Below are 13,557 nucleotides of genomic sequence, written 5' to 3'. Positions count from 1 at the left end.
TTGGCCCGGTGTCAGCGGGCGTGGCTAATGGAATCTTGTTATTCGCGTGATTCAACACAGCCGTTCAAGGCGTCATCACACGACAAAGCGAAGAGCACGGGCCCTTCGCCTTTTTAAGCGTTTACGCGCCGATTACGATCGGCCGTGCCAGAGGCGGGACGACGGCGCTGACAGGCGCGATGCCGGCTTCGAACTCATGGCGGAAATATTTGATTGCGCTGCCCAACGGCTCCACGGCGCCCGGTGCGTGAGCACAGAAGGTCTTGCCCGGACCGAGGAAACCGACCAGACCCAGCAGGGTCTCGATGTCGCCGGCTTGCCCTTCACCGTTCTCGATTGCGCGCAGCAGCTTGACGCTCCACGGCAAACCGTCACGGCACGGGGTGCAGAAGCCGCACGACTCACGGGAGAAGAACTCTTCCATGTTGCGCAGCAGGGACACCATGTTGACGCTGTCGTCCACCGCCATGGCCAGGCCGGTACCCATGCGGGTGCCCACTTTGGCGATGCCGCCGGCGTACATTTGTGCGTCCAGGTGTTCCGGCAACAGGAAACCGGTACCGGCGCCGCCCGGCTGCCAGGCTTTGAGCTTGAAGCCGTCGCGCATGCCACCGGCGTAGTCTTCGAACAACTCGCGACCGGTGACGCCGAACGGCAATTCCCACAGGCCCGGGTTCTTGACCTTGCCGGAGAAGCCCATGAGCTTGGTGCCCATGTCTTCACTGCCTTCACGGGCCAACGATTTGTACCAGTCCACGCCGTCGGCAATGATCGCCGGCACGTTGCACAGGGTTTCAACGTTGTTCACGCAAGTCGGCTTGCCCCACACGCCCACGGCGGCAGGGAAGGGCGGCTTGGAGCGCGGGTTGGCGCGGCGGCCTTCGAGGGAGTTGATCAGTGCGGTTTCTTCACCGCAAATGTAACGCCCGGCACCGGTGTGGACGAACAGCTCGAAATCAAAACCCGATCCCAGGATGTTCTTGCCCAAAAGACCAGCAGCCTTGGCTTCTTCCACGGCACGGTTGAGGTGCTTGGCGGCGGTGGTGTATTCGCCACGCAGGAAGATGTAGCCACGGTAGGTTTTCAGCGCGCGAGCACTGATCAGCATGCCTTCGATCAGCAGATGGGGCAGTTGCTCCATCAGCATGCGGTCTTTCCAGGTGTTCGGCTCCATTTCATCCGCGTTGCACAGCAGGTAGCGGATGTTGATGGATTCGTCTTTGGGCATCAGGCCCCACTTCACGCCCGTGGGGAAGCCTGCACCGCCGCGACCCTTGAGGCCGGCGTCTTTCACGGTCTGGACGATGTCGTCCTGGGCCATGTCGGCGAACGCCTTGCGCGCAGCGGCATAACCGTTCTTGGCCTGGTACTCGTCGAGCCACACGGCTTCGCCGTCGTCACGCAGGCGCCAGGTCAGCGGGTGAGTCTCGGCCGACCGCTTGATGCGGTTGGCAGGACCAAAGGAAGTCAGGGTCATACGTAGCCCTCGAGCAATTTGGCAACGCCTGCTGGCTGCACATCACCGAAAGTGTCGTCGTCGATCATCAACGCCGGCGCCTTGTCGCAGTTGCCGAGGCAGCAGACCGGCAGCAGGGTGAAACGACCGTCGGCGGTGGTCTGACCCAGGCCGATGCCGAGCTTGCTCTGGATTTCGCTGACCACAGACTCGTGGCCGCCGATGTAGCAGACCATGCTGTCGCAGACGCGAATGATGTGGCGGCCCACCGGCTGACGGAAGATCTGGCTATAGAACGTCGCCACGCCTTCTACGTCGCTGGCCGGGATGCCGAGGATTTCGCCGATGGCGTACAGGGCACCGTCGGGCACCCAGCCACGTTCCTTCTGGACGATCTTCAGGGCTTCGATCGACGCCGCGCGCGGGTCTTCGTAGTGATGCAGCTCGTGCTCGATGGCCGAGCGCTCGGTTTCACTCAAGGTGAAACGGTCTGTCTGGATAAGCGTGCTGTTCATGCTTAGCGGTCCACGTCGGCCATAACGAAATCGATACTACCCAGGTACGCGATCAAGTCCGCGACCATGCTGCCTTTGATCACCGAAGGGATCTGCTGCAGGTGGGGGAAGCTTGGGGTGCGAATCCGGGTGCGGTAGCTCATGGTGCCGCCATCGCTCGTCAGGTAATAACTATTGATGCCCTTGGTCGCTTCGATCATCTGGAAGGATTCGTTGGCCGGCATGACCGGGCCCCACGAAACTTGCAGGAAGTGCGTGATCAGGGTCTCGATGTGCTGCAGCGTGCGTTCTTTCGGCGGCGGCGTGGTCAGCGGGTGATCCGCCTTGTACGGGCCTTCCGGCATGTTGCGCATGCACTGTTCGATGATCTTGATGCTCTGGCGCATTTCTTCGACGCGAACGATGCAACGATCATAGGCATCGCCATTGGCCGCCAGCGGCACTTCGAATTCGAAATTCTCGTAGCCGGAATAAGGACGCGCTTTACGCAGGTCGAAATCGCAACCGGTCGAACGCAGGCCAGCACCGGTGACGCCCCATTCAAAGGCTTCCTTGGTGTTGTAGGCGGCGACACCGATGGTCCGGCCTTTGAGGATGCTGTTGTCCAGGGCGGCTTTCTGGTATTCGTCCAGACGCTTTGGCATCCACTCGACGAAGTCTTTCACCAGTTTTTCCCAGCCGCGCGGCAGATCGTGGGCGACGCCACCGATGCGGTACCAGGCCGGGTGCAGACGGAAACCGGTAATGGCCTCGATCACCGTGTACGCCTTCTGACGGTCGGTGAAGGTGAAGAACACCGGGGTCATTGCGCCGACGTCCTGGATGTAAGTCCCCAGGAACAGCAGGTGACTGGTGATCCGGAAGAACTCGGCCATCATGATGCGGATGACGTCGACCTTCTCGGGCACCTTGATGCCGGCCAGCTTCTCGACCGAGAGCACGTACGGCAGGTTGTTCATCACGCCGCCGAGGTAGTCGATACGGTCGGTGTACGGGATGAAGCTGTGCCAGGACTGGCGCTCGGCCATTTTCTCGGCACCACGGTGGTGGTAACCAACGTCTGGCACGCAGTCGACGATCTCTTCACCGTCCAGCTGCAGGATGATGCGGAACGCACCGTGCGCGGAAGGGTGGTTCGGGCCGAGGTTGAGGAACATGTAGTCCTCGTTCGCCCCGGAACGCTTCATGCCCCAGTCTTCCGGCTTGAAGCGCGCGGCTTCTTCCTCGAGCTGTTGCTTGGCCAGGGTCAGGCTGAACGGGTCGAACTCGGTGGCCCGGGCCGGGAAGTCCTTGCGCAGCGGGTGACCTTCCCAGGTAGGCGGCATCATGATGCGGGTCAGGTGCGGGTGACCTTTGAAGTCGATGCCGTACATGTCCCACACTTCACGCTCGTACCAGTTGGCGTTAGGCCAGATACTGGTAACGGTCGGTACGCTGAGGTCGCTCTCGGACAAGGCGACCTTGATCATCACGTCACTGTTACGTTCGATCGACATCAGGTGATAGAACACGGTGAAGTCGGCGCCGCTCGGCAGCCCTTGACGCTTGGTGCGCAGGCGCTCGTCCACGCCGTGCAGGTCATAAAGCATGACGTACGGCTTGGGCAGGTTGCGCAGGAAGCTCAGGACTTCAAAAAGTTTGGCACGGGCAACCCAAAGCACCGGCATGCCGGTGCGGGTCGGCTGGGCGGTGAACGCCTCCGGGCCAAAACGGTTGTTCAGTTCGACGACCACATCCTGGTCGTCTGCCTTGTAAGGCGGGATGTACAGAGCACTGCCTGTAGTCATGGTTATTTATCGCTTTCGGTCAACGTAAAGAATGAAGCCAGTGTCTCGTTCTATAAAAGAAGCAGATCTGGATCAGACTTCGTCGGGGCTGCGCAGGTTGGTGACTGCGATTCGCTGTTCGCGGCGCTGTTCCTTTTGCGAAGGCATCTCGGCGCGGTATACGCCTTGATCACCGACGACCCAGGAAAGCGGACGACGCTCCTGTCCAATCGACTCCTGCAACAGCATCAAGCCTTGCAGGAAAGCTTCAGGGCGGGGCGGGCAGCCAGGCACGTAGACGTCCACGGGCAGGAACTTGTCCACCCCTTGAACGACGGAGTAGATGTCGTACATGCCACCGGAGTTGGCGCACGAACCCATGGAGATAACCCATTTAGGCTCGAGCATTTGCTCGTAGAGACGCTGAATGATCGGCGCCATCTTGATGAAGCAGGTACCGGCGATAACCATGAAATCCGCCTGGCGCGGCGATGCCCGGATAACCTCGGCGCCAAAGCGCGCGATGTCGTGGGGCGCCGTGAAGGCGGTGGTCATTTCCACGTAGCAGCACGAAAGACCGAAGTTGTACGGCCACAGGGAGTTCTTGCGCCCCCAGTTGATCGTGCCGTTAAGCACGTCTTCGAGCTTGCCCATGAAGATGTTTTTGTGGACTTGATCTTCTAACGGATCGGAAACGGTTTCCCGCTCGCCAATCGGATACTGCTCGTTAGGAGCATCGGGGTCGATCCTGGTGAGATTGTATTGCATTGCCAAAGCCTCATTGTTTCAGCTTCGCCTGCCGCTTGCGACGAGCTTCCGGAGCCCAGTCAAGGGCGCCCACTCGGAACAGGTAGACAAGACCTGCCAACAGAATTGCTATGAAAACGAGAGCTTCGACGAATCCGGTCCAGCCGCTTTCGCGGACGGACACAGACCAGGCAAAGAGAAAGAGGGCTTCGATATCGAAGATCACGAAGAGCATCGCGACCAGATAGAATTTGGCTGAGAGCCGCAAGCGGGCGCCACCTGTAGGTAGCATGCCCGACTCGAACGGTTCGTTTTTGCTGCGGCCCCAGGCTTTTGACCCAAGGAGGCTGGAAACACCAAGCATGAAGGCGCAGAGGCCGACGACGCCCAGAAGGAAAATGGCAAAGCCCCAGTTGTGGGCCATGAGTCCTGTCGCTTCGGGCATGCTGGAAATCCTTAACAGAGAGCAAAGGTCTCTGAGCTTGAAAAAGAAACAACGCAGTGACGATATGTCGCAGCAATCAATCCCGCTGATTTTATGGCACAACACGGTGCAAGTAAAATTCCTATAGCGAAATTATTGATTGGAATAACGACATGGCGTGCCTCCAACCCACTGCAGCCCATGCGCTTCGGGCATTACGGGGTATTTCGCCAATTATGTTTTGTAGGGAATGTAACAAGCATGACTGCTGCTAAATGATAATCAATATTGTTTGGGTTGATTTTTGAACTGTTTAACGGGTTGGGGAGTGGGAAGTTGTCCTATATAGCGGTTACTGCAAGTAGCAGCGACGGTGGTTTTACCGCGTTTTTCTGAAGGGGGCACCGCGCTGGATAAATGTTTTGCCTCCGGTTTGCCACTGACCCACTGACCCTCCTACGGCGGTAGTCATGGGCTAAATCCCAAGCCAAAAAACGTCCCAAATCCGTCGGGCCGTCTCGAGGCGCGACGTTGTTCCGGGTATTCCTTTTTGATCGCTTCGGCGAAGCGACGAGCCTCGTCCAGGTCCGGCTGGCAGTTTCGCACCAGATCAAGTCGGCGTTCGTCGCGTAAGCCAGGCCGCGAGAAGTGTTTCGTGATCAGGCTCCCGTTTCAGGTGAGTCGATTGCTCTCTAGCGGTCCAGCGCTGCATTTTTTTTGCCTGGCAATTTTCACTCGATGAGAAAAAGGCAGGTGCCGGCCTGACGAGCAGGCGAGGCATGCGCTTAACGGAATATCGTCGTCCTATGGTGTTAGATTTACCTGTATGACATTTCGTACAATTCGTATGTTTTTGCTGTTGCTTCAGCGCCACTCTGGGTTTTTCAATCTAACGAAGATGTCCAGTGCTTATTACCCTGCAGCGAACTACCCTTTCAATATTAATTGCCAGTCAGTTGACGTTTGGCGTCATGAATGCGTCGGCGGCTGAAAGCTCTGCCTTGGCACCGTCCACTGCCGAGATCGTGCCGCCTTCTGCAGCGACGAACATGAGCGCCATCGCCGCTTCTGGCACTTATGAGCATCCTAAACTATGGGAGGAAGACACAAGGATCGGCGCCATCCACAAATACATTTATGCTGGCAAAAACCTGTTCTTCGCGGCGAAATTCGATGGCAAAGCGAGTGATCACAACTGGTTTTTCCCAACGGGGCCCTACAGTAACGATTATTGGGAGTTCAAAGGGGTTCATGCCGGTACCTATGCCGATCCCAAAGAATTGAATGAGTTGACCTACGTTGGGGCCATTCACAAGAAAACGCTGAATAGCGGCAATTTGTACTTTGCAGCGAAGTTTCAGGGCTATGTAGGCGAGCCATTCTACCCGGCAGGCCCCTTCGGCGGTCCACTCTGGGATTTCAAAGGGACCCGTGCCGGTACTTATGCCGAGCCCAAAGACTGGACCGAACAGACCTATGTCGGTGCGATACACCAATACTCCGAAGGTGACAGTTCTTACTTTATCTCAAAATTTTCCGGCCTTCCGAAGGATGGTTATCGCGCCTATCCGACGGACAAAAAATCCAATGATCACTGGACGTATGCCGGCACGCCCTCATACATCGTGATGACCTCGGACCCGCAGTATCCCTGGACGGATAAAGAGGAGGACAAGGGGGGGGACGAGAACAAGCTGTCAGCAGCGTACATTCATGCACAGTACCGTGACGTCAATTCGTTCAGGGCCAGTCATCCGTCGCTCGATATCCCGGTCTATGTCAATGGCGATATAACTGCCTATGGTCATGGGTCGCAGATAAGTTTTATGCAGAGAAGATTTGAAGAGTATTTTAATAACAAGGTCTATCTGGGTTTGGGCAATCACGACTATGAAAATAACGTCGGCAAATGTGCCAACAATGGTTGCGCCAGAGACAGTGTTCTGAATCACTTGAAAATGACAAGAAATTTGATAGCGAACGGCAATATTGATGTGAGCTCCAGTACGAGTGGCGGGAAGTTCAGAGAAAGCTACGAGGGCAGTTTGGCCCATTCAGAGTGGCATAATAATTTGCACGTTGTACAAACCAATAATTCTCCGGTCTATACAACTAAATTTGAAACGGGGGTGGCGTACCTTGATAAGAAAAGATTTAACATTACCCCATCCTTGAATTTTATCGACAGCAAGATGGCGTTCGCCAGCACCTGGGGCAAGGTGAATATCCTCGTTACCCATAAGCCTAACAGTTGGAAGAACTTTAGCGCCGCCGACGCCGACGCCTTCAGGGCTATGATGAAAAAACATAAGGTGGCCGCTGTCTTTGCGGGACATTTCCATAGTGGTCACGGCAATTATCATAACCCCAACTACTTCGGCGACACTCCGGTGTTTCTCAGCGGTTCGGCTTCCTACGAAACTTACCTGGTTGTAGAAAGCCTGCCCGAACAGAAAAAATTGCGAGTCTACTCGGTACGTAACAATAACCACAAAGCCAAGACTCTGCTCCAGGAAATCGATTATTAAGTCTGGCTCTGGCGCAGCCATGCGCGTCTGCATCTGTACGCGCAAGGCTGACATGGTTTGTTGAATTTCAGGCAAAAAAACGCCCCGAGCAAGTCGGGGCGTCAGAGGTGCAGCGCTGCGGTTAGCTTTTCAGTCGGTCCGCAGCGGCTGTTATTTCAGATGAAGCAGATCAGTGAAACTGTTCTTCTTCAGTCGAACCGGTCAGCGCGGTGACCGAAGACGAGCCACCTTGAATCACGGTGGTCATGTCGTCGAAGTAGCCGGTGCCCACTTCCTGCTGGTGAGCCACGAAGGTGTATCCCTTGGCGGCGTCAGCGAACTCTTGCTCTTGCAGTTTCACGTAGGCAGTCATGTCGTTGCGGGCGTAGTCGTGCGCCAGGTTGAACATGCTGTGCCACATGTTGTGAATGCCGGCCAGGGTGATGAACTGGTGCTTGTAGCCCATGGCGGACAGTTCACGCTGGAACTTGGCGATGGTCGCGTCGTCCAGGTTTTTCTTCCAGTTGAAGGAAGGCGAGCAGTTGTACGACAGCAGTTGGTCCGGGTATTCCTTCTTGATCGCTTCGGCGAAGCGGCGAGCTTCGTCCAGGTCCGGCTTGGCGGTTTCGCACCAGATCAGGTCGGCGTACGGCGCGTAAGCCAGGCCGCGAGCGATGGCCTGGTCGAGACCGGCGCGCACTTTATAGAAGCCTTCCTGGGTACGTTCGCCAGTTACGAATGGCTGGTCGTACGGGTCGCAATCGGAAGTCAGCAGGTCAGCGGCGTTCGCATCGGTACGGGCCAGGATGATGGTCGGTGTACCGGCAACGTCAGCAGCCAGGCGAGCAGCGGTCAGCTTCTGTACGGCTTCCTGGGTAGGAACCAGTACCTTGCCGCCCATGTGGCCGCATTTTTTCACGGAAGCCAGCTGGTCTTCGAAGTGAACGCCGGCGGCGCCTGCTTCGATCATGCTCTTCATCAGCTCGTAAGCGTTCAGTACGCCACCGAAACCGGCTTCGGCGTCAGCTACGATTGGCGCGAAGTAGTCGATGTAGCCTTCGTCGCCCGGGCCTTTGCCGGCTTTCCACTGAATCTGGTCAGCACGACGGAACGAGTTGTTGATGCGCTTGACCACGGTTGGAACCGAGTCTACCGGGTACAGCGACTGGTCCGGGTACATCGATTCGGCGGAGTTGTTGTCCGCAGCCACTTGCCAGCCGGACAGGTAGATCGCCTGGATACCGGCCTTGACTTGTTGCACAGCCTGGCCGCCGGTCAGGGCGCCCATGCAGTTGACGAAATCTTTCTCGGGGCGGAAGGACGGCTTGGCACCCTGGGTCACCAGGTTCCACAGCTTCTCGGCGCCGAGTCTTGCAAAGGTGTGCTCGGGTTGAACCGAGCCACGCAGGCGGACGACGTCAGCAGCGGAGTAGGCGCGTGTCACACCTTTCCAGCGTGGGTTTTCAGCCCAGTCTTTTTCGAGGGCTGCAATTTGCTGTTCGCGTGTCAGTGCCATGGAGATAAACCTCGTCGCGTCTTTTACGGAAAGTTGTTCTGCGGTGGAAAATACGTGCGCTCGCAGACCAGAAGCTTAGGTGGTCAAGTCGGATTCGGCGGGATTGGCGACGGGATGAACGATGGGCTCGAGGGGAAGTGAGCAGGTAAGGGCGAACTGGCGAACGCATTCGGGCATCGTGGGCCCTGGTGCAGACTTCAGTGTGGAGCCGGGTTACCTAATTACGCTTCCGTCCCTCGGGACAACTTCGTTCCAGTCGGCAACCTCGTCAAACACACCTTGTGGGCGGTACAGACACGAAGCGGTTCGCGGGGTAGGTGCGAACATCGCTTCGAAGGCCCTTGCCAGGGCCCCTGATTAGCGGGAGCGAGGCCATCATGCCCTTGCTTTTTTCGATCGTCAAACGTTTTGTAGTGCTTTTTTTCAAGCACTACATCTTTGGTCTAATACGACTAATCAGTCAGTTTTCGGTGGTTTAGTCCAAAGTATCGACTTTAACCCGCAGGGTCATGTCGTCCCGGCCTTGAGTCGAGTAGCTGCGGGTCAGGCCCTGTTTGTCGGCCTGGGTCTGGCGATTCACCCCGGCCAGGGGGATCCACTCGCCAAGGCGCCCCGTGACAGTTGTGTCGGTGCTTTGCACATTCACTACATCGGGACGTTCCTGGCTCATGCGGTCACGGTTGGTACTGATATTCAGGTGAACGATGTCGCCGGTGACGCTGGCAGTGACGTAGAAGCCCTGGGTGACGTTGCGGTATTCGGTTTGGCTGCGCAAATCGCCGTAGGAATCGCTTTGACTGCTGGTCAGTGGCACGCTTTGGCCGACCTGGATCAGCGCAGGCGCACCTTCGCTGGCCTGGATCTGCTGGATGCCACCATCACGGCTGTCGGTGCTGCGGTTGATGATGCGAGTCTGGCTCGGCCTGGCGCCGTTCACCGAGTAGCCCTGGTCAGCCTGGAAGTTGTTTTCGCTGGTGTCGACAGTGATCAGCAGGCGCTTTGGCGCGGTATCCAGCTGGCTGATCAGTGCCTTAAGTTCGTCGATCTTGCGTTGATCTGCGTTGACAATCAACTGGTTGCCATAGGCGCTGACCTGGCCGTCCTTGCCGATGAAGTCCTGTGCCATCGGCAGCATGTCGGCGCTGGTGTGGTAGTTCAGCGGCACTATCTCGGTGGCTGCGCTGAGCGAAAAACTGCAGCTCAGCAGCAGCGTGGTGAGCAGGGTGCGTAGGGACATGTCCGTTATCTCCGCCAAATAAACAAAGCCCGTAGGAGCTGCCGAAGGCTGCGATCTTTTGATCCTGCCTTTGATTGATATTGCCAGTTTGTCGGCCCGGGGTGGGGCAAGTTGAATCACAGACAGCAAAACGCCCCGGCATCCGGAGATGGCGGGGCGGTTTGCGATGGTGTTCACGCTTTTGTGGCGAGGGAGCAGGCTCCCTCGCCACAGGTGTGCTTAAGCCGAGTGACGCACCATGTCCACATGCGGAATCCCGGCTTCCAGGAATTCCTCACTGACCAGGCTGAAGCCCAGGCGCTCATAGAACGCCGTGGCCTGCACCTGCGCGCTGAGCATCTGCCGCTTCAGACCACGTTCCTCGGCCTCACCGATCACCGCCTGCATCAGCGCATCACCGACCTTCAAGCCACGCCAGTCCTTGAGCACCGACACCCGGCCGACGTGACCGTCAGGCAGGAGGCGCGCAGTGCCAATCGGAAAGTCACCTTCGAAGGCCAGGAAATGCACCGCTGTCGCGTCATCCGCATCCCATTCCAGCTCGGGCGGTACGGATTGCTCGGCGATGAACACCGTCTCACGAATGCGCCGGATCTCGGCGTTGTCCTTCTGCCAGTCTGCGACACGTACGTGAATTTTATTCATCGGCAAACCCCAGGCTTCCTTGCTTGATCAGCTCGCACAGCAGGCCGCGACCGTCGTCATCGCCCAGCCATTCGCCGAGGTTATCGATGTGCAGCGCATCGGCGGCGCAGATCAGCTTCAACAGCTCGCGCAGCTTGCCCGGCAGATAACGGCTCTGGCCGCTGGCGAACAGCAGCAGGTCGTCATCGACTTCGGACCAGGCCAGGCGCGCGCTCGGGTTGCGAATCAGTACGGCGCCCTGTTCCAGGCTGGCAAGCAGGTCGTCTTCTTCGATCTCTTCCGGGCCTACCACCAGCTCCGGATAGCGCGGCTCGGTCATGAACTGGCCAAACCAGGTCAGCAACAGGCGCTCGTCGCTCATGTGTTCGGCCAGCAGGCCTTTAAGGCGGCCGAGGGCATCGTGCTGGATCTGGTGCGGATCGGCGACTGGCTGGGCATCCGCGTCGGTGTAGCGCTCTTCGTCCGACAGGAACTGGCTGAGGAAGTCGGTGAAGTGGGTCAGCACTTCAGCGGCGCTTGGCGCGCGAAAGCCGACCGAGTAGGTGAGGCAATCGTCGACGGCCACGCCGCAGTGGGCCAGGCGCGGCGGCAGGTAAAGCATGTCGCCCGGTTCCAGGACCCATTCGTCGGTGGCTTCGAATTCAGCCAGGATGCGCAAGTCGGCGTGCTGCAGCAGCGGGCTTTCGGAGTCGCACATCTGGCCGATTTTCCAGTTGCGCTTGCCATGGCCTTGCAGCAGGAACACGTCGTAGTTGTCGAAGTGCGGACCGACGCTGCCGCCTGGTGCGGCAAAGCTGATCATCACGTCATCGACACGCCAGCTTGGCAGAAACCGGAAGTTTTCCAGCAGTTCAGCGACTTCCGGGACGAACTGGTCAACGGCTTGAACCAGCAGGGTCCAGTCCTGTTCCGGCAGCTTGCTGAATTCGTCTTCGGCGAATGGGCCGCGGCGCAATTCCCACGGGCGCTCGCCGTTTTCGATCACCAGGCGCGACTCAACTTCTTCTTCCAGTGCCAGGCCGGCCAGTTCGTCGGCGTCGATCGGGCTTTCGAAATCAGGAATCGCCTGACGGATCAGCAGCGGTTTTTTCTGCCAGTAGTCGCGCATGAACTCGCGCGCCGTGATGCCGCCCAGAAGTTGAAGAGGAATATCAGGATTCATGTGTAACCTATTGAAAAAAAGTACTTTTCAGACGGGAATAAAAACGCCCGGCGCTGCCGGGCGTTTCAAACGGGTGCAGCGGTCGATCAGATGCGCCTGGCTTGCTCTACAGCATTGCCGATGTAGTTCGCCGGGGTGAGCAGTTTCAGCTCGGCCTTGGCGGCGGCAGGCATGTCCAGGCCGTCGATGAAAGTTTGCAGCGCTTCGGGGCTGATGCCCTTGCCACGGGTCAATTCTTTCAACTTTTCGTACGGGTTTTCGATGTTGTAGCGACGCATGACGGTCTGAATCGGCTCGGCCAATACTTCCCAGCAAGCGTCCAGGTCGGCAGCGATCTTCTGGGCGTTGAGCTCCAGTTTGCTGATGCCTTTGAGGCTGGCTTCGTACGCGATGACGCTGTGGGCGAAGCCCACACCGAGGTTGCGCAGCACGGTGGAGTCGGTCAGGTCGCGCTGCCAGCGGGAGATCGGCAGCTTGCTCGCCAGGTGCTGGAACAGTGCGTTGGCGATACCCAGGTTGCCTTCGGAGTTTTCGAAGTCGATCGGGTTGACCTTGTGCGGCATGGTCGATGAACCGATTTCGCCGGCGATGGTGCGCTGCTTGAAGTAACCCAGGGAGATGTAGCCCCAGATGTCACGGTCGAAGTCGATCAGAATGGTATTGAAGCGCGCGATCGCGTCGAACAGCTCGGCGATGTAGTCGTGCGGTTCGATCTGCGTGGTGTACGGGTTGAAACCCAGGCCCAGCTCGTCTTCGATGAAGGCGCGGGCGTTTTCTTCCCAGTCGATCTCGGGGTAGGCCGACAAGTGGGCGTTGTAGTTGCCCACGGCGCCGTTGATCTTGCCCAGCAAAGGCACGGCAGCGACCTGGGCGATCTGGCGCTCCAGGCGATAAACCACGTTCGCCAGCTCTTTGCCCAGGGTGGTCGGCGAGGCCGGTTGACCGTGAGTGCGCGACAGCATCGGCACGTCAGCGAAACGGATCGCCAGTTCGCGGATGGCGTCGGCGGTCTGGCGCATCAGCGGCAGCATCACGTCATCACGGCCTTCGCGCAGCATCAGGGCGTGGGACAGGTTGTTGATGTCCTCGCTGGTGCAGGCAAAGTGGATGAATTCGCTGACGGCCGCCAGTTCAGGCAGCTTGGCCGCTTGCTCTTTGAGCAGGTATTCGATGGCCTTGACGTCGTGGTTGGTGGTGCGCTCGATCTCTTTGACGCGCTCGGCGTGCTCCAGAGAGAAGTTTTCCGCCAGGGTGTTCAAGACAGCGTTGGCTTCGGCGGAGAACGCCGGTACTTCGCTGATGGCAGAGTGAGCGGCCAGACGCTGGAGCCAGCGCACTTCGACCAGGACGCGAGCACGGATCAGGCCGTATTCGCTGAAAATAGGGCGCAGGGCCTGGGTTTTGCCGGCGTAGCGGCCGTCAACAGGGGAAACCGCAGTGAGCGAAGAAAGCTGCATGGGGTGTTCTCGGACAGTCGGGCAACGAAATGGGGCGCGTATCATACATGAAAAAATCCGCCGGTCCGTTGCCAACTGACCGGCGTATTACGCGTTACAGATCAAAATCGGTGTAGCGGGCGCTG

11 protein-coding genes are annotated in these 13,557 nt (G+C 58.1%); 1 reads left to right on the top strand and 10 read right to left on the bottom strand.

Annotated elements, in window-relative coordinates:
* Positions 1-121: 121 nt before the first annotated feature.
* The 5 genes from nuoF to EQV97_RS13605 form a co-directional block, all read right to left on the bottom strand.
* On the bottom strand, positions 122-1,477 hold the full coding sequence (gene nuoF, locus EQV97_RS13625; protein WP_122839251.1) for an NADH-quinone oxidoreductase subunit NuoF: 1,356 nt from the start codon (positions 1,475-1,477) through the stop codon (positions 122-124).
* On the bottom strand, positions 1,474-1,971 hold the full coding sequence (gene nuoE / locus EQV97_RS13620; protein ID WP_008020715.1) for an NADH-quinone oxidoreductase subunit NuoE: 498 nt from the start codon (positions 1,969-1,971) through the stop codon (positions 1,474-1,476). Before nuoE ends, nuoF begins: the two co-directional genes overlap by 4 nt.
* Before the next feature lie 2 nt (positions 1,972-1,973).
* Positions 1,974-3,758, bottom strand: a complete 1,785-nt coding sequence (gene nuoC / locus EQV97_RS13615; RefSeq protein ID WP_122839250.1) for an NADH-quinone oxidoreductase subunit C/D — start codon at positions 3,756-3,758, stop codon at positions 1,974-1,976.
* A 72-nt stretch (positions 3,759-3,830) separates the two neighbouring features.
* Positions 3,831-4,505 (bottom strand): NADH-quinone oxidoreductase subunit B, encoded by a 675-nt coding sequence (locus tag EQV97_RS13610; RefSeq protein ID WP_008146035.1) that lies wholly within the window; start codon positions 4,503-4,505, stop codon positions 3,831-3,833.
* 10 nt (positions 4,506-4,515) lie between these two features.
* Positions 4,516-4,929, bottom strand: a complete 414-nt coding sequence (locus tag EQV97_RS13605; RefSeq protein WP_003223812.1) for an NADH-quinone oxidoreductase subunit A — start codon at positions 4,927-4,929, stop codon at positions 4,516-4,518.
* A gap of 884 nt (positions 4,930-5,813) precedes the next feature.
* Between EQV97_RS13605 and EQV97_RS28990 the strand changes: the two genes are divergently transcribed.
* Entirely contained in the window at positions 5,814-7,436 is a 1,623-nt protein-coding gene (locus EQV97_RS28990; RefSeq protein WP_240889077.1) for a metallophosphoesterase, read from the top strand.
* Between the two features lie 169 nt (positions 7,437-7,605).
* On the opposite strand, the gene aceA is transcribed toward EQV97_RS28990, so the two are convergent.
* From aceA to purB, 5 genes are all read right to left on the bottom strand, one after another.
* Complete coding sequence (aceA, locus tag EQV97_RS13595; RefSeq protein WP_045062291.1) at positions 7,606-8,931, bottom strand: isocitrate lyase; 1,326 nt, start codon at positions 8,929-8,931, stop codon at positions 7,606-7,608.
* A 475-nt stretch (positions 8,932-9,406) separates the two neighbouring features.
* The gene (locus EQV97_RS13590) at positions 9,407-10,168 is read right to left on the bottom strand and encodes a secretin N-terminal domain-containing protein (protein ID WP_122839248.1); all 762 of its coding nucleotides are present in this window, start codon (positions 10,166-10,168) and stop codon (positions 9,407-9,409) included.
* A 219-nt stretch (positions 10,169-10,387) separates the two neighbouring features.
* Complete coding sequence (locus EQV97_RS13585) at positions 10,388-10,813, bottom strand: GNAT family N-acetyltransferase (RefSeq protein WP_122839247.1); 426 nt, start codon at positions 10,811-10,813, stop codon at positions 10,388-10,390.
* Entirely contained in the window at positions 10,806-11,975 is a 1,170-nt protein-coding gene (locus EQV97_RS13580) for a cupin domain-containing protein (protein ID WP_045062287.1), read from the bottom strand. The genes EQV97_RS13585 and EQV97_RS13580 overlap by 8 nt, the downstream gene beginning before the upstream one ends.
* Before the next feature lie 86 nt (positions 11,976-12,061).
* Positions 12,062-13,432 carry an adenylosuccinate lyase gene (purB, locus tag EQV97_RS13575; protein WP_045062286.1) on the bottom strand — a complete coding sequence of 457 codons (1,371 nt, stop codon included), beginning with the start codon at positions 13,430-13,432 and terminating at the stop codon, positions 12,062-12,064.
* Between the last annotated feature and the right edge of the window lie 125 nt (positions 13,433-13,557).

This window comes from Pseudomonas sp. TMW22090, assembly GCF_022496665.1.
GTDB lineage: Bacteria > Pseudomonadota > Gammaproteobacteria > Pseudomonadales > Pseudomonadaceae > Aquipseudomonas > Aquipseudomonas gregormendelii.
This window is presented reverse-complemented; position numbering and strand designations above follow the sequence as displayed.